Source organism: Kitasatospora sp. NPDC001540 (assembly GCF_042894345.1).
Taxonomy (GTDB): Bacteria; Actinomycetota; Actinomycetes; order Streptomycetales; family Streptomycetaceae; genus Kitasatospora; species Kitasatospora phosalacinea_C.
Map to the genome: position 1 here is coordinate 164520 of NZ_JBIAVO010000014.1, position 17051 is coordinate 181570.

A 17051-nucleotide genomic window follows, 5' to 3' on the forward strand; every position below is an offset into this window, starting at 1 on the left:
ACCCCTCTTTCCGCGGCGGGGGGGGGGGGCCGGGGGGGGGCGCCGGGGGGGGCGCCCGCGGGGGGGGGGGGGCGGGGGCGCGGGGGGGGGGGGCCCCCCCCCCGCGTCCGGGGTTCGGTCGGCGGCGGGCAGCAGGCGCAGCACCGCGCGCAGGTCGTCCGGGCCCAGCCGGATGCCGAAGTCCCCGGCCAGGGCGTCCGCGCACTGCCGGTCGCCCAGCCGGGCGGTCTCGATCCGGCCGTCGGCCCGTTCGACGGTGAGGGTGCGCCCGTCCAGGGTGAGCCGCCGTCCGGGGGCGAACCGGGTGAGGTGGATCCGGCCGGTGAACGGGGAGCGCGGGTGGGTGGCGGTGTAGTGGTTCATCACCACGCAGTCCGGCTGGTGCAGCGCGGGGCCGCCCTCGAACCGGTACAGCGGCAACCTCCCCGCGGTGTCCCGCAGTTCGAGGTCCCACCGGTCGGGCGCGCTGCCGGTGCGGCGCAGCAGGTGGCTGCGGGCGCCGTCCCGCAGCAGGGCGCCGTCGGCCAGCGGCAGCGGCTCCAGCGGACCCTTGACGCCGAACCCGACGTCGGCGAGGAAGCGCGCCGGACCGGCCGCGACCACCAGCACCAGGTGGGTGCGGGGCAGCGGCCGGTCGGCGTTCAGCAGGGCCCGGGCGGCGAGCCGGGTGACCCGGAAGCCGAGGCGCTCCAGGACGGCGGCGAACAGCAGGTTGTGCTCGAAGCAGTAGCCCTCCCGCCCGCGCCCCACCAACTTGGCCTGCACCAGCTCCGGTTCGAGCGGCACGGGCCGCCCGAGCGCCGGGTCGAGGTTCCCGAACGGCAGCGCCAGCTGGTGCGCCCGGTGCAGCCGCCGCAGGGTCTCCGGCGTGGGCGGCAGCGCCCCCAGCACCCCGATCCGCCCCAGGTAGCCCCCGGGGTCCACCAGCGCGGCCCCCCACTCGTCGTCCCGCTGCGCCACCGACCCGTCCTCCCGCCGTCCCACCGGAAACCCGACCGGGCGGGGCCGACGACCGTCCGCCCCGCCCCTTCCCTTCCTCCCCCCGCCGGGCCGGAACCGCAACCGCGCGCGGGGGCCGCGATCAGGCCACCGGCGCCCCGTGCGCCGCGCGCAGCAGCCCCGCGATCAGGCCGCCGGTGATCCGCAGGCCGTCCTGGGTGAGCACGGACTCGGCGTGGAACTGCGTGGAGGCGAAGTGCGGGCCACGCAGGGCGTGCACGTCGCCGGTGGCCGGGTCGCGGCTGATCTCGACGGTGCCGACCCCGTCCACCTCGGCGGTGTCGTGCGGGCTGTGGGCGGCGAAGGTGTTGTAGAAGCCGACCCGTTCCGGGCTGCCGAACAGGTCGATCTCGCACTGGACGCCCTGGTGGGGCACCGGTCGGCGGCGCAGTTCCAGGCCGAGCAGGGTGGAGAGCACCTGGTGGCTGAGGCAGACCGCGAGGAACGGGCGGCGGCGGGCGAGGAGTTCGGTGACGGCGGCGCGCAGGTGGGCGATCTTGGGGTCGCCGGTGCGGCGCGGGTCGCCGGGCCCGGGACCCATCACGACCAGGTCGTGGCCCTCGAAGGCGTACGGTTCGTCGTACCGGCGGATCGTCACGTCCAGTCCGAGCGCGTCGAGTTGGCGGCCGACCATGGCGGTGAAGGTGTCCTCGGCGTCGACGACCAGCACCCGGAGGCCGGCGAGTTCGGCGTGCGGGCGGGCGCGGGCGGCCTGGTGGCCGAGCCAGAAGCCGGAGATGGTGCGGTTGCGCTGCTCGAGGGCGGCGCGCACCTGCGGGTGGGCGGCGAAGCTGCGGGGGCGGCCGGTCTCCAGGGCGGCGAGCAGGCCGGCCGCCTTGGCGCGGGTCTCGGCGACCTCGGAGGCGGGGTCGGAGTGCCGGACGAGGGTGGCGCCGACGCCGATCCGGACGGTGCCCGCGGGGTCGATCTCGGCGGTGCGGATCAGGATCGCGGAGTCCATGACGGGTCGGCCGTTCCCGTCGCGGCCGATCAGCGCGGCGACGCCGCTGTAGTAGCGGCGTCCGGCGGGCTCGTAGCGGTGGATGACCCGGGCGGCGCTCTCCAGCGGGCTGCCGGTGACGGTGGGGGCGAACAGCGTCTCGCGCAGGATGTCGCGCGGGTCGCGGTCGGTGCGGCCCTCGATCAGGTACTCGGTGTGGGCGAGCCGGGCCATCTCCTTGAGGTAGGGGCCGACCACCCGGCCGCCGTCCGGGCAGATCCGGGCCATCATCTTGAGTTCCTCGTCGACGACCATGTACAGCTCGTCGGCCTCCTTGCGGTCGGCGAGGAAGTCCATGACGCCGTCGAGGGTGGGCCCGCTCGCGGGGTAGCGGTAGGTGCCGCTGATCGGGTTCATGACGGCGGTGCCGTCGTGGAGGCTGAGGTGCCGTTCGGGGCTGGCGCCGACGAAGGTGCGCTCGCCGGTGCGGACCAGGAAGGTCCAGTAGGCGCCGGCCTCGTGCTCGGTGAGGCGGCGGAAGAAGGCCAGCGCGGCGTGCGGGGTGTAGTCGCTGATCTCGGCGAGGAAGGTGCGGCGCAGCACGAAGTTGGCGCCCTCGCCGGTGCCGATCTCGTCGGTGACGATCCGGCGAACCAGGTCGGCGTACGCCTCGTCGTCGAGGTCGAAGCGGGCGCCGGTGAGGGTGGTGGGCCGGTCGGGGATGCGGGCGAGGGCCTGGGCGAGCGGGACGGTGGCGTGCGCGGTGACGGTCAGCGCGAGCAGCGGGGCGCCGTCGTCGGGGGCCTGGTAGCCGCGCTCGGCGAGCTGCCGGTACGGGACCAGGACGAGGACCTCGGGGCCGGACGGGCCGGACGGGCCGGTGCCGGTGCTGAGCGGGACGTCGGCCAGGGTGGCCGGGGTGGTGACCTCGCCGAGCAGGACGTCCAGGGTGCCGGGGCCGGTGGTCTCGGGCCGGTGCAGGAGGGCGTAGGCGGGCGGCTGCTCGGCCAGGACCCGGTCGAGCAGCGCCTCGGCCGTCCGGTCGGTCATGCGAACGTCTCCTTGGCGGTGGTGACCATCGCGCAGCGCGCGGCGGCGTAGTCGAGGGCGAGGCGGTGCGAGGCGGCGTCGAAGTCGGCGACGGCGTCGGCGACCAGGAACGTCCGGATGTCGTGGGTGAAGGCCTCGACGGCGGTCATCAGCACGCCGACGTGGGCGTAGACGCCGCACAGCACCAGCTGGTCGCGGCCGTGGGCGCGCATCCGGTCGAGCAGGTCGGAGCGGAAGAAGGCGCTGTAGCGCCACTTGGTGAGCAGCCAGTCGTCGGGGCCGGGGGCGAGCGGTTCGACCACTTCGCGGTCGACGGGGTCGGTGCGCATGCCGGGGCCCCAGAAGTCGTGGAGCAGGCCGCGCTGTTCGGGCGTCATGTCGCCGGGCTGGGCGGTGTAGGCGACGGGCACGCCGAGTTCGGCCGCCCGGTGGCGCAACAGGACGGTGTTGTCCAGCAGTTCGCGGCCGGGCGAGGCGTCCGGCGGGAAGGGGCGGAGGAAGTAGCGCTGCATGTCGTGGACGAGCAGGACGGCGCGGTCCGGGTCGACGGTCCACGACACGGTGTTGGCGGGCAGGTCGCCCGCGGTCGGCATCGGGTAGGGCTCGATGGTCGGAATGCCTGCCATGGGTGGACGCTCCTGGTGGGCTCGGTGGGGCGGGGGCGGGGGCGAGGGCGGGGCCGGGGGCGGGTCAGGCGCCGAGACCGGCGCCGCCGTCGACCGTGAGGTCGTGCAGGGTGATGTGGCCCGCCGCGTCGGAGAGCAGGAAGAGGACGGCGGCGGCGATGTCGCCGGGGGTGGCGAGCTTGTTCAGCGGGATGCCGATCCGGAACGCCTCCGGGCGGCCGCGCAGGGTGCCCTCGGGGCCGGTCTCGTCGTGCCACATCGAGGTGAGCATCGGGGTGTCGGTGGAGCCCGGCGCGACCAGGTTGCAGCGGATGCCGTACTTGGCGACCTCCAGCCCGAGGCTCTTGGTGAACATCGAGGCGGCGGCCTTGGACGCGGCGTAGGCGGCCATCTCGGCGCGCGGGGTGCGGGCGGCGTTGGAGGCGACGGTGACCAGGGCGCCGCGCCCGCGCGGGATCATCCGGTCGACGACGGCGCGGGAGACGTGGAAGACGCCGTTGACGTTGACGGCGAAGGTCGCCGCCCAGTCCTCGGCGGAGTAGTCGCGGACCTCGCCCAGGCGCAGCACCCCGGCGGCGTTGACCAGCCGGTCGATCGGGCCGAGCTCGCGCTCGACCCGGTCGACGGTCTCGTCGACCGCCTCCCGGTCGCTGACGTCGGTCGGGTGGGCGGTGACGGGGAGCCCTTCGGCGGTGAGCTCGTCCACCACCTTGCGCAGCCCCGCCTCGTCGCGGTCGAGCGCGGCGACGGGGGTGCCCTGTTCGGCCAGGGCGCGGACGACGGCCGCGCCGATGCCGCCGGCGGCGCCGGTGACCAGGGCGATGGTGTCGGTCATGGCGGACCTCCTCCGGGTCGGCCGGGGCCGACCCGCTCGTGGGCTGGTGGTGCGGTGCGCGCCCGGCGGCTGCGGGCGCGGGGGGCGTGCGCCCGGGGCGCGCGCGCTCGACGGTCGGGCGCCCGGCGGTCGTGGACCCGCGGGGCGCGCCAGGCGGCCGGGCGCTGAGGCGTGCAGGCGGCCGGGCGTGCAGGCGCGCCAGGTGCTCAGGCGTACAGGTGCTCAGGCGTACAGGTGCTCAGGCGCGCCAGGCGGCGACGACGGTGCGGGCCTGGGCGGGGTTGAGCCGGGGGTCGCAGAGGCTGGTGTACTTGTCGCCGACGTGCGCGGCCGAGGCGTCGTCGGCGCACTCGGTGACGTCGTCGGGCGTGGTCTCCAGGTGCAGGCCCGCCGCGGTGCCGCCGGCCGCGCGGACGGCCTCCTGGAAGCGCCGCACCTCCTGGACGACGGTGGCGACCAGCCGGGTCTTCAGGCCGCCGGGGGCGGTGAAGGTGTTGCCGTGCATCGGGTCGGTGAGCCAGGCGGCGGGGTGGCCCGCGTCCAGCGCGGCGCGCACCAGGGCGGGCAGCCGGTCGGCGACCCGGTCGGCGCCCATCCGGGCGATCAGGGTGAGCCGGCCGGGTTCGCGGTGCGGGTCGAGCCGGGCGCAGAGTTCGCGCAGCTGGTCGGGGGTGGTGCCGGGGCCGATCTTGCAGGCGACGGGGTTGGCGACGGCGGCGAGCAGGGCGACGTGCGCGCCCTCGGGGTCGCGGGTGCGTTCGCCGATCCACGGCCAGTGGGTGGAGGCGAGCAGGGTGGTGCCGTCGGCGGCCGTCCGGAGCTGCGGCTCTTCGTAGTCGAGCAGCAGGGCCTCGTGGCTGACCCAGACCGGCGGGCGGCGGGCCGGGTCGGGGCGGCCGAGGTGGGCGAGCGTCTCGGCGGCGGCGAGGTAGCAGGGCAGGACGCGTCCGGGGTCGGGGCGGCGCAGTTCGGGGTCGGGTTCCGGGTCGTTGACCAGGTGGCCGCGGTAGACCGGGACCTCGCGGCCGTCCACCTGCTCGGTGGGCCGGGAGCGGGGCTTGGCGTACTGGCCGGCCAGTCGGCCGACCCGCAGCACGGGCAGGCCGCTGGTGGCGGTGAGGAGTTCGGCCAGGTCGTCGAGGAGGGCGGTCTTGCGGGCGACGTCCCCGACGGTGCACTCGGCGGGGTCCTCGGCGCAGTCGCCGGTCTGCAGGACGAGGGCGCGTCCGGCGGCGGCCTCGGCGAGCCGGGTGCGCAGCTCGGCGGTGTCGGCGGGGTCGACGAGCGGCGGCAGGGCCGCCAGGGCGGTGCGGACGGTGGGCAGCAACGGGTGGTCGGCCCAGTCGGGTTGCTGGAGGGCGGGCCGGGTCGCCAGGGTGGGCGGGGCGGTGTCCATGGGTGTCTCCCAGGGCGTGGATGGTCCGGCTCGGACGCGCGGGGAGGCGCGGGCGGGTGGCCCGGACGGGCGGCGCGGACGGGTGGCGGGCGGGTCCGGGCCGGGCCGTCCGGCGGTCCCACCGGCCGGGCTCGTGCCGATCCTGTGCGGTGGCACCGGTCCGGGCCAACGTGCGCCGTCGCACTCCGTCAGGTAACCGGATACTCCATCAGGTGACGGGAGACTCCGTCAGATGGGCGGTGCGCAGCGGGGGCGGGGACGGGTCCGGCACCGGGCGGCGGGGCCGCCCGGTGCCGGTGGGGGGTGGAGCGGGGGTGGAGCGGGGTCAGGACAGGTCGGTGCCCAGGGCCGGGTCGGCGGGGGCGGGGACGGGGGCGTCCAGGCCGTCGGCGCCGGTGAGGGCGAGGAAGGGGGCGGCCTTGACCACGGTCTCCTCCCACTCGGCGGCCGGGTCGGAGAGCGCGATGACGGCGCCGCCGACGCCGTAGCGCATCCCGGCGGGGGTGATCACGGTGGTGCGGATGGCGACGCTGAGGTCGGCCGCGCCGGAGAGCGAGAAGTAGCCGAGGACGCCGGAGTAGACGCCGCGCGGGCCCTGTTCGAGCCGGTCGATGATCTCCATGGTGCGGAGCTTCGGGGCGCCGGTCATCGAGCCGGGCGGGAAGGCGGCGCGCACGCACTGCACGGCGGAGCTGTCGGGGCGCAGCCGGGCCCGGACGGTGCTGACGAGCTGGTGGGCGCGGGCGTGGGTCTCGACCCGGAACAGGTCGTCGGCCCGGACGGTGCCGGTCTCGGCGCAGCGGCCGAGGTCGTTGCGGACCAGGTCGACGATCATCAGGTTCTCGGCCCGGTCCTTGGGGCTGGCGGCGAGATCGGCGGCGAGCCGGGCGTCCTGCTCGGGGGTCTCGCCGCGGGGGCGGGTGCCCTTGATCGGGCGGGATTCGGCGGTGCGGTGCCGGTCGATCCGCAGGAAGCGCTCGGGCGAGGTGCTGAGGACGGCGGTGCCGGGGAAGTCGAGCAGGGCGCCGAGCGGGCTGGGGCTGGTGCGGCGCAGGAAGCGGTAGTCCTGCCAGGCGTCCCGCGGGCCGTCGGTGCGCAGGATGTTGGTGAGGCAGATCTCGTAACTTTCGCCGGCCGCGATCTCCTCGGTGCAGGCGTCGATCAGGTCGAGGTAGTCGGTGCGTTCGTGCCGGGGCCGGGGGGTGCCGGTGGGCGCGGGCGGTACGGGCGGCTCGGCGCGGTCGGCGCGGTCGGCCGGTGCGGGGAGGGTGGCCAGGGCGCGGGCGGCGCGGTCCAGCCAGCGGCGGGCGGCCTCCGGGCCGCCGTCCTCGGCGCCGTCCTCGGCGAGGGAGAGCAGGTGGGCGGTGCCGGTGGCGTGGTCGAGGACGAGGGCCCGGGTGGTGAAGGCGAGGACGGCGTCGGGGTCCTCGGAGCGGTGCCGCAGGCTGCCGCCGCACTCGGCCTTCAGTTCGTAGCCGAGGTAGCCGACCCAGCCGAGGGCGAAGTCGAAGGGCAGCTCGGGCAGTTGGACGTCGAGCGCGGCGAGGTCGTTCTCCAGCCAGTCGAGCAGCCCGGAGCGGACGGTGCGGGTGCCGGTGGTGGTGCGGACCTCGAGGGTGCCCGCCCAGGCGTCGGCGCGGACCACCCGGCCGAGCGGCCCGGAGGCGTCGCCCATGATCGAGTAGCGGCCGTCGGCGCTGTCGGGACGGGTGGAGTCGAGCCAGTGGGGGTGGTCGCCGTGCCGGAACAGCCGGGCGTACGCGGCCTCGCCGTCGCCGCGCAGCGGCAGGGTGCGGGTCAGCACCCGCAGGCGGCGGCGTTCGGGTGCGGGTGCGGTGCGCGGGGGCGCGGCGGGGGCGGCGGGTCGGGCGGCGGCCGGGCGTCGCCCGTGGCGTTCGGTCCCGTGGCGCTCGGTGAGGCGGCGGAAGTTGGCGAGCAGCGCGTGGCCGTGCTCGCCGCCGATCGACTCGGGGTGGAACTGGACGCCCCACTGCGGGCGGGTGCGGTGCCGCAGGCCCATCAGGACGCCGTCCGGGGTCCACGCGGTGGCCTCCAGCTCGGCGGGGAGCCGGTCGGCGGCCAGCGAGTGGTAGCGGACGACCGTGAACGGGGACGGCAGCCCTTCGAACAGGTCGGTGCCGCGGTGGCGGACGGGTGAGGTGCGGCCGTGGAAGGGTTCGGGCGCCCGGCCGACCCTGGCCCCGTACAGCGCGGCCAAACCTTGGTGGCCCAGGCACACACCGAGGGTGGGCAGGCCACCGTCCGCCAGCACGTCGCGGCAGATGCCGAAGTCCGCGGGGCGGGTGGGGTCGCCGGGGCCGGGCGAGAGGACGACGTTGTCGAACTCCGCGAGGTGGCGGGCCTGCCAGCGCGGGTCGTTGTTGACGATGACCTCGGGCTCGCGGCCGTTCACCTCGGCGAGGTAGTGGAAGAGGTTGTAGGTGAACGAGTCGTAGTTGTCGATCAGCAGGGTGCGCACGTTTCTTCCCGTCAGGAGCCGTGTCCGGCGGTGGTGCCCGCCCCGGCGGGGCGGGTCGTGGCGGCTGGGCGGGGGCCGCGGTGGGGCTGGGCGGGCGTCGCGGTGGGGTCGGGCGGGTGGCCGAGGCGGGGTCGGGCAGGCGTCGCGGCGGTGCGGGCGGGGGCCGCAGTCGGGCCGGGCGGACGTCGCGACGGAACTAGTCCGCCGTCGCGGTCACTTCGAGCAGCAGGTGCTCGACCTGCTGCTCGCCCTCGGCGAAGCGGCCCGCGCGCACCACCCGCAAGGAGCGGCCGCACTGCCGGGCGGTGCTGGTGAGCCGCTCCAGGTTCCCGCGTTCGCTGAAGTGCAGCAGCACCCGGCCCTCGGGGGTCACCCGGTGGACCGACTCGGTCAGGAAGCGCCGGTGGGCGGCGTAGCCGGGGTCGACGTAACCGCGTTCGTGCACGGTGCGGTAGCGGTAGTCGGCGGGTGCGAGCACGTAGTTGGAGTGCCAGTAGACGAGGTCGAAGCGCTCCTGGGGGTCGAGGTCGGCGAACAGGTCGCTGTGCACGGCGCTGACCTTGTGGGCGACGCCGTGGCGGCGGGCGTTGAGTTCCGCGTTGCGGACGGCGGCCTCGTTGATGTCGGCGGCCACCACTCGTTCGTGCCCGGCCAGTGCTCCGGCCACCGCGATCACGCCGGTGCCGCAGCCGATCTCCAGGAACGAGCCGGTGCGTCCGGCGGCCCGCGGGTCGTCCAGGCCGAGCAGGCGCAGCGAGATCTCGGTGGTGGGCGAGTAGACCGGCGCGAAAACCCCTGGCAGCAGGTCCCATTCGCGGCCGCAGAGGGCGAAGGTCGCGGGCCGGTCCGGGGCGTCGAGCGCCTCCCGGCTGCGCTCCAGGGAACGCCGGTAGTCCTGCAGTGCCTTCATCGCGTGCGCCCGTACCCCTCACTCGCCAGCAGGGCGTTGCCGCCCCGACCACCGCTGCGGCGGCCCCTTCTCATCCTGCAAAACCGGCCGGACCGCCGGGAAGGTGACCCGGCAACACACCGCGAGGGTCCGGGCGGTGCCTGGTCCACCGTCCAGGATGCGGCTCGGACTGCCACGCACCCAGAGTGACGTGATAGACACATGTTCATACCTGGCATGTGCCCGGAAAGAGCGTCGTCACAGGTGGGGGTCCCGCATGGCTCAGCAAGGTGCCTCGACTCGGCCGGACGCACTGACCGTCCTGAACCTGTTGGTGACCGAAGCACCGGTGGCGCACATCGAAGCACTGCCCGCCGAGGCCGCGCGCCAGGGCGCGCGGGAGTCCGAACGGGTGGCGCTGGAGCGCGCGGTGCGGATCGGACTGGACATCTGCGCCCAACGGGGCGCACGCCAGCAGCGCGAAGTCCGCCTGTCCGCGCTCCTGAGCGCCGCTCAGGACCTGCTCGTACCCACCTCGTTGGACGGCGTGCTCCAGGTCGCCACCCGGCGCGCACGCCTGCTGCTCGGCTCCGACATGGCGTACGTCAGCTTCCCCGGCCCCGAGCCCGGCATGGCCCACATCCGGGCCTCCGACGGCCACACCTCGACCCTCAACGTCGGCCTGCGGCTGCGCGGCGACGCCGGGCTCGGCCACTCGGCCGTCCACAACCTGGCACCGGTGTGGACCCCCGACTACCTGGACGACGACCGGTTCCGGCACCACGAGGACATCGACGAGGTGGTCCGGGCCGAGACGCTGCGCTCGGTCATGGCCGTCCCGCTCAGCCGGGGCACCCAGCCGTTCGGCGCGCTGTACATCGCCGACCGCAACGTGCGGCACTACACGCCCGAGGAGATCGCCACCGCCAGCCTGCTCGGCGAACTGGTCGGCCTGGCCGCCGGACAGACCGAGGCCCTGGAGGAGTCCCGGGCCGCGCTGCGCGCCCTGGAACGGGAGCACCAGCGCACCACCGAGACGCTGCGGGAGCTGGCCGAGCACCGGCGCGCCCATCACGAACTGCTCGAACGCGCCCTCACCGAGGACGAGTTGCAGCCGCTGGTCGAACTGCTCGGCCACCACCTGGACGGCCCGCTGCGCGTCCACGCCGCGGACGGCAGCGTGCTCGCGGCGGTCGGCCGCCTCCCCGAGAGCGACGCGGCCGCCGCCGAGGCGCAGGCCGCCAAACACCCGGTGCGCACCGCGGACGGCCTGTGGGCGGTCCACGCCACCGCCGGGGGCGAGGTGCTCGGCAGCGTGGTCGCCCGGCCCGGCACCGCTGCGGACGGGCACGACGAGGACCTGCTCCGGATCGCCGCCCAGACGGTCGCCGTCCACCTGCTGCGCACCGGCGACCCGGCCGCCGTCCGCGGGCGCACCCACGACGAACTGCTGGAGGACCTGCTCTCCGGCACGCGCCGACCGCCGCAGCAACTCCAGGAACGGGCCCGCCGGTTGGGCATCGACCTGTCCGTCCCGCACCTGGTCGTGGTGGTCCGGCCGGAAGCCCGCGCGGCCGGCCGGGCCCGCGCCCTGGTGACCGGCCTGGCGCAGCGGCGCAACGGGCTGTGGGCGATGCACGAGGGCGACGTGGTCCTGCTCCTGCCCGGCACCGCCCCCGGAGCGACCGCCCGCGCCGTCCTCGACGAGCTCTCACCCCAACTGGGAGAACCGGTGACGGTCGCCGGGGCGGGCCCGGTCTCCGACGCCCCCTCGGTCTACCACTGCTACCAGGAGGCGCTGCGCTGCCTGGACTCGATGGCCGCCCTGAACGTCACTGGCCGCTCGGCCTCCCCCGACGAACTGGGCTTCCTCGGCCTGCTGCTCGCGGACACCCGGGACGTCCCCTCCTTCGTCGAGTCGGTGATCGGCCCGGTGCTCGACTACGACAAGCAGCGCTTCACCGACCTGGTCCGCACCCTGGACGCCTACTTCGAAACCGGCGGCAGCCCGACCCGGGCCGCCCAGAAACTGCACGTCCACCCCAACACGGTCGCCCGCCGCCTGGAACGGATCGGCGAACTCCTCGGCCCCGCCTGGCAGGACCCGGCCCAGGCCCTGGAGGTCCAACTGGCCCTACGCCTGGCCCGGGTCCGCGAGATCATCACCCGCGACGGCGTCCCCCTCTGACACCCCACCCGGCGGGCGGGCGACGGACGGCAGCAACGGTTCGCCGTCCGACGAAGTGTGGGCGGAGCTCTGTCGACAGTTCGCTCGTCGGCGAAGCATCGGCGCTCGAGCCCGACACTTCGCCGACCGACGAACCATGGCGCCCGCCGACCGACGGAGTGCGGACGCTCGACGTCGACACTTCGTCAGCCGACGAAGCATCAGCGTGCCGACGTCAACGCTTCGCCGACCGACGAACTGTCGGCGTCCAGCGGACAACGGTTCGCCGACCGACGAAGTGTAGGCGGGGCGCGGTCGACAGTTCGCTCGCCAGCGAAGCATCGTCGCCCGGCCTCGACACTTCGCCGACCGACGAACCATCGGCGCCCGCCAGCCGCAGCGCCCCGCCGCCCCACCGACCCCTCAGCTCACCCGCCGCAAGGTCCGCCCGTCGGTGTGGGCGAGGGCCGCCACCGCGTGGGCCGCGGAGGCCAGGGTGACGTGGCGGTGCCAGCCGTTGAACGAGCGGCCCGCGTAGTCGCGGATGCCGGTGCGGTCGGCTATCTCCTCGAAGTCGCGCTCCACCCGGCCGATCAGCTGGCTGAGCCGGAACAGTTGCGCCGGGGGCAGGTCCGGCAGGTCGGTCAGCCACAGTTCCTGCGGCCAGCGCCGACCGGGCGAGCCGGTGCCGAGCAGCAGCAGGCCGCCGCCCCCGGCCAGTCGCCGGGCCGTTCCGACGCGGGCGGGGTCGCCGGCGGCCCGGACGCGTACGGCGCCGACCAGGGCGGCGGCCGGGCCGCCCTCCCGGTCGGGGTCGTGCCAGGTGACCACCCGGCGGCGGTCGCTCCAGGCGCCGGCGATCCGGTGGGCCGGCACCAGCTCGCCGCCGGAGGTGCCCGCGAGGCTCTCGGCCGGGCGGAGCGGCAGGGTGCTGGCGATCCGCAGCACGAACGGCAGCCCGGCCGCGCGCAGCAGGTTCATCGCCTTCGCGCCGTCGAGTTCCCGGACGTCCATCACCACCGGCAGGGTGGGCAGCCGCCAGTCCGCGGTGAGTTCGGTCACCGCTTCGACGGCGCAGTCCTCCAGGGTGCGACTGGTGACGCTGGCCGGGATGGCCGCCTGGCTGCGCCGGGGCACGTCGTCCAGCCAGGCCCGGGAGAGGTGCAGCCGCCAGTTGACCGGCATGCTGACGTCCGGGGAGGCCGACCAGACGCCGACCGCCTGTTGGGCGTTGAGCACCTGGCCGACCGAGGAGATGAACTGGCGGTCCACCCCGACCGAGTGCTCGCCCGCCTTCGGGATGACGGTCTGCTGGACCACCCAGGCCTGCGGCGGGGCGACGGTGCGCAGGTAGTGGGCGAGGGCGGCGCGCACCGGGTCCCAGTCCCAGGTGGAGCTGCTGATGAAGTGGTGCAGGTTCTGTTCGGTGGCCTGCCCGCCGATCAGGCGGGCGATGTTGCGGACCGACTTGCGGCCCTGTGCGCCGAGCAGGCCGCGCAGGTACTCCGTGCCCTTGCGGCGCTGGTCGGCTCTGGGCAGGGATGCGAAGAGCACCGCACTCAGTTCGGAGAGGATGATGTCATGGGAGCTGTCGAGCAACCGAGAACGACCGGGCGCGAGCGTGTCCCTCAGGTGCGGGGCGAAGTCGCTCATCGAGATCTCCAACCTCCACGTGGCAGTGCCTGGTTCGGATGCTCCGACGTTAGGCAGCCGTTCGCCGCCCGGCCCAGGTGCACCGGTCACACGGCTGCCGGACGCGCCTATGGCGGGACCACCGGGTGCCGGGCCGGTGCGGGGTGCCGCGGGCGGGTCGGCGGGGCCGCAGGTGGCGGGCGGGAGGGTGCGGGCGGGCCCGGGTGTGTCAGGACCATCAGGGGGTGGGGGACCGGGCCCGCGAGTTGACGGACAACCGGTCCGATCCGCGGCCCGGGCCCGGCCCGGTGGAAGACTCTGCGGGCATGCGAGCAGCCTTCATCGAGACCCTCGGCGCGCCCGAGGACATCCGGTACGGCGACCTTCCGGCACCCCGGCCCGGTCCGGCGGACGTGCTGGTGGACGTGGTCGCGACCACCGTCAACCCGGTCGACACCTTCGTGCGCTCGGGGGTGTTCCGCACCGCGCTGGAGTTCCCGTTCGTGGTGGGCCGCGACCTGGTCGGCACGGTCGCCGCGGTCGGCCCGCTGGTGAGCGGTTTCGCGGTGGGCGACCGGGTGTGGAGCAACAGCCTGGGCCACGCGGGGCGCCAGGGCGCGGCGGCCGAGCGGGCGGCCGTCCCGGCGGACCGCCTGTACCACCTGCCCGCCGGGGTCGACCCGGTGCGGGCGGTGGCGGTGGTGCATCCGGCGGCGACGGCCTACCTGGGCCTGTTCACGCACGGGGGGCTGCGGGCGGGACAGACGGTGCTGGTGTGCGGCGCGGCCGGGAACGTGGGGGCCGCGCTGGTGGCCCTCGCGGTGGACGCGGGGGCCCGGGTGGTGGCCACCGCGGCGGCCCGGGACCTGGCGTACTGCCGGGAGACGGGTGCCGAGGTGGCGCTGGACTACCGCGATCCGGCGCTGGCCGAGCGGCTGGCCGAGGCCTGTCCGGACGGGGTGGACCTGCACCTGGACACCTCCGGGGCGAACGACCTGGCCGCCGCCGTCGACCTGTTGGCCCCGCGCGGCCGGATCGTGCTGCTGGCGGGTGCCGCCTCCCGTCCGGTGCTGCCGGTCGGGCCGCTGTACATGAAGGACTGCTCGATCGCGGGTTTCGTCATCTCGCACGCCACCACCGCCGAGCTCGCCGAGGCGGCGGCCGCGGTGAACCGCCTGCTGGCCGCCGGTCGGCTGCGGCCCCGGGCGGTGGAGGTGCTGCCGTTGAGCGCGGCGGCGCGGGTGCACGGCCGGATGGAGCGCGGCGAGCTGCACGGTCGGCGGGTGGTGCTGCGTCCCGGCGACCCGGCCTGACCGGCCCCGGCCCCCGCCTCCCGTCCCCCTCCCGTCCCCGCCCAGCCCCCCGCATCCCGTCCCCCGCCTCCCGTCCCCACCCCGGACGTCCGCTCGGACTTGACATATTTTTCGGCAACTCGGGCGTTCGGCGTGCCTCATCGATTCTGGATGTGTAGTGTCCTGAATATGCGGATGGGAGAGGGAGTCGAGTGGGGGCTGCACTGCTGCCTCACGCTCGCGTGGATCGACGCCGACCGGCCGGTGCCCACCGCCCGGCTGGCCGCCTGGTTCGACCTGCCGCCGGCGTACCTGAACAAGCGCCTGCAGGCGCTGGTGCGGGCCGGGGTGCTCAGCTCCACCCCGGGCCCACGGGGTGGCTTCCGGCTGGGGCGCCGCCCCGAGCAGATCACGCTGATGGACGTGGTGACCGCCCTGGAGGGGCCCGACGACGTCTTCCGCTGCACCGAGATCCGTCGGCGCGGCGAGGGCGGCGGGGCCCTCCCCCGCGAGTTCGCCCGGCCCTGCGGGGTGGCCACCGCGGTCCGCCGGGCCGAACTGGCGTGGCGGCGCGAGCTCGCCGACCAGACGGTGGCCGACCTGATGGCCTCCGCACCGCCGGGCGCCGCCGAACGCGCGCGCCGCCACTACGCCCGCATGACCGGCTGACCCGCCGCGCCCCGCCCGCACCACCCCCGAACTGCACCTGCACCCGCACCTGCACCGATCCACGAGGAGAATCCGGATGTCCGATGTCTCGATTAAGGCCGGGCGCACGGCCCCGCCCGAGGCCGGCGCACCGCCCCAGGGTGGTCTGTCCTCCACCCTGATCCTGGCCCTGGGCACCTTCGCCGTCGGAACGGACGCCTTCGTGGTGGCCGGCTTCCTGCCGTCCATGGCCGAGGACCTGCACGTCTCGGCGGCCACGGCCGGCCAGTCGGTGACCGTCTTCGCCGCGTCCTACGCCGTGCTCTCCCCGGTGCTGGCCACCGTGCTGGCCCGGCTGCCCCGGCGCAGCCTGCTGGTCGGCGCCCTGTTCACCCTGGGCCTGGCCAACCTGCTCTCCGCGCTGGCCCCGACGATGGCGGTGCTGATCGTCAGCCGGGTGCTGGCCGCCGCGGGCGCCGCCGCCTACACGCCCAACGCCGGTGCGGTCAGCGCCTCGCTGGTGCGGCCCGAACTGCGGGCCCGCGCCCTGGCGGTGGTGATCGGCGGCCTGACCGTCGCCACCGCGCTCGGCGTGCCGCTGGGCAGCGCCGCCAGCCACTGGCTGGGCTGGCGCGCCGCGCTGGGCACCGTCGCGGGGCTGTGCCTGCTGGTGGCCGTCGTGCTGCGGCTGATCATGCCGCACCTGCCCGGCAACGTCCGGGTGCCGCTGCGCACCCGGCTGGCGGTGCTCCGGCGTCCGGCCGTGCTCGCCGTGCTGCCGCTGACGATCCTCGGCATGGGCGCCAGCTACACCGCGTACGCCTACAGCGTGCCCGCGCTGGAGGCGGTCGCGATCCCCGAGAAGGCCGTGCTGTGGATGCTGTTCCTGTACGGTCTGGGCGCGGTGATCGGCAACCTGGGCGCGGGGTACGGCACCGACCGCTGGGGTTCCACGAAGGTCCTGACGGTGGGTTACCTGGCCATGGTGCTGTCGCTGGGCGTGCTGGCCTGGCTGGCCTGGACGGAGACCTCCGTCAAGCCGCTGGTCGGCCTGCTGGTGCTGCTCTGGGGCGCCAGCAGCTGGTGCCAGACGCCGCCGCAGCAGCACCGCCTGATCGCGGTCGCGCCGCAGGAGGCTCCGCTGGTGGTGTCGCTCAACTCCTCGTCCATCTACCTCGGCATCGGCCTGGGCACGGTCATCGGGGGCGCCACCCTCGGGGCCGGTGCCGCGGCCGTGTACGGGCTGGGCGCGGCGATCGCCGCCGCCGCCCTGCTGTTCCTGCTGCTCACCCAGCGCTCCGCGGCGCCCGCCCACCAGGGCTGACGCCGCGTCCGGTTCCGGCGGCCACCCGCACAGCACGGCCGCCGGGGCCCCCTTCCTGACGGTACGGCGTCGCACCCCCGGCTGAAACACCCCTCAGCGCGCGACGACCGACGGCCGGAACGGAGAGAGACCCTGCCGTTCCGGTTTCGCCGACACGACACCCCGGCCGTTCCGGGCACCGCGTACCACCACCGGCCCCGGCCGGGACAGCCCGTCCGCGCCCGCCGCGGACTCCCGTCGACGAAACTCAGAGGTTGTCCCGATGACCCAGCTCACCGACTCCCCCGCCGCCGCGGCCGTCGTCCCGGCTCCCGGCCGGCCCCCGGCCGACCCCTTCCTCCCGTCCTTCGAGGGCGCGTACCTGACCGGGGCGGAGGCCCTGGTCCGCTCGCTGGAGACGGTCGGGGTGGACACCGTGTTCGGCATCCCGGGTGGTGCGATCCTGCCGGCCTACGACCCGCTGATGGACTCCACCAGGCTCCGGCACGTCCTGGTCCGGCACGAGCAGGGCGCGGGCCACGCCGCGACCGGCTACGCGCAGGCCACCGGCCGGGTCGGCGTCTGCATGGCGACCTCCGGCCCGGGCGCGACCAACCTGGTCACCCCGATCGCCGACGCGTACATGGACTCGGTGCCGATCGTCGCGATCACCGGCCAGGTGCCCTCGACCATGATCGGTACGGACGCCTTCCAGGAGGCGGACATCTGCGGCATCACGATGCCGATCACCAAGCACAACTACCTGGTCACCGACCCGGCCGAGATCCCCCGGGT

Annotated in this window: 13 protein-coding genes; 5 read left to right on the forward strand and 8 right to left on the reverse strand. The window is 75.4% G+C overall.

Features of this window, described 5'->3' with window-relative positions:
- From ACFY00_RS18925 to ACFY00_RS18955, 7 genes are all read right to left on the reverse strand, one after another.
- Positions 1-960 (reverse strand): arylamine N-acetyltransferase (locus tag ACFY00_RS18925; protein WP_388032637.1); only part of this gene is annotated, 960 nt, incomplete at its 3' end.
- 121 nt (positions 961-1081) lie between these two features.
- Entirely contained in the window at positions 1082-2989 is a 1908-nt protein-coding gene (locus ACFY00_RS18930; RefSeq protein WP_388032638.1) for an anthranilate synthase family protein, read from the reverse strand.
- Positions 2986-3615, reverse strand: coding sequence for an isochorismatase family protein (locus ACFY00_RS18935; protein WP_388032639.1), 630 nt, complete (start codon positions 3613-3615; stop codon positions 2986-2988). The genes ACFY00_RS18930 and ACFY00_RS18935 overlap by 4 nt, the downstream gene beginning before the upstream one ends.
- Before the next feature lie 64 nt (positions 3616-3679).
- Positions 3680-4450 (reverse strand): 2,3-dihydro-2,3-dihydroxybenzoate dehydrogenase, encoded by a 771-nt coding sequence (locus tag ACFY00_RS18940; RefSeq protein ID WP_388032640.1) that lies wholly within the window; start codon positions 4448-4450, stop codon positions 3680-3682.
- 238 nt (positions 4451-4688) lie between these two features.
- A complete protein-coding gene (locus ACFY00_RS18945) occupies positions 4689-5846 on the reverse strand; it encodes a 3-deoxy-7-phosphoheptulonate synthase (RefSeq protein WP_388032641.1) in 1158 nt (385 codons plus the stop codon).
- A gap of 325 nt (positions 5847-6171) precedes the next feature.
- Positions 6172-8325 (reverse strand): aminodeoxychorismate synthase component I, encoded by a 2154-nt coding sequence (gene pabB / locus ACFY00_RS18950; protein WP_388032642.1) that lies wholly within the window; start codon positions 8323-8325, stop codon positions 6172-6174.
- Positions 8326-8521: 196 nt separating this feature from the next.
- A complete protein-coding gene (locus tag ACFY00_RS18955) occupies positions 8522-9235 on the reverse strand; it encodes a 50S ribosomal protein L11 methyltransferase (protein ID WP_388032643.1) in 714 nt (237 codons plus the stop codon).
- A gap of 313 nt (positions 9236-9548) precedes the next feature.
- On the opposite strand from ACFY00_RS18955, the gene ACFY00_RS18960 reads away from it, so the two are divergent.
- On the forward strand, positions 9549-11402 hold the full coding sequence (locus ACFY00_RS18960; protein ID WP_388032644.1) for a helix-turn-helix domain-containing protein: 1854 nt from the start codon (positions 9549-9551) through the stop codon (positions 11400-11402).
- A gap of 402 nt (positions 11403-11804) precedes the next feature.
- On the opposite strand, the gene ACFY00_RS18965 is transcribed toward ACFY00_RS18960, so the two are convergent.
- Positions 11805-13034, reverse strand: a complete 1230-nt coding sequence (locus ACFY00_RS18965; RefSeq protein ID WP_388032645.1) for an IS701 family transposase — start codon at positions 13032-13034, stop codon at positions 11805-11807.
- A gap of 305 nt (positions 13035-13339) precedes the next feature.
- Between ACFY00_RS18965 and ACFY00_RS18970 the strand changes: the two genes are divergently transcribed.
- From ACFY00_RS18970 to ACFY00_RS18985, 4 genes are all read left to right on the forward strand, one after another.
- Positions 13340-14326 (forward strand): NADPH:quinone reductase, encoded by a 987-nt coding sequence (locus ACFY00_RS18970; RefSeq protein WP_388032646.1) that lies wholly within the window; start codon positions 13340-13342, stop codon positions 14324-14326.
- 168 nt (positions 14327-14494) lie between these two features.
- Positions 14495-14974, forward strand: coding sequence for an RrF2 family transcriptional regulator (locus ACFY00_RS18975; protein ID WP_388032647.1), 480 nt, complete (start codon positions 14495-14497; stop codon positions 14972-14974).
- Positions 14975-15050: 76 nt separating this feature from the next.
- The gene (locus ACFY00_RS18980) at positions 15051-16277 is read left to right on the forward strand and encodes an MFS transporter (protein ID WP_388032648.1); all 1227 of its coding nucleotides are present in this window, start codon (positions 15051-15053) and stop codon (positions 16275-16277) included.
- 262 nt (positions 16278-16539) lie between these two features.
- The coding region (locus ACFY00_RS18985; RefSeq protein WP_388032649.1) for a thiamine pyrophosphate-binding protein at positions 16540-17051 on the forward strand (512 nt) is incomplete at its 3' end.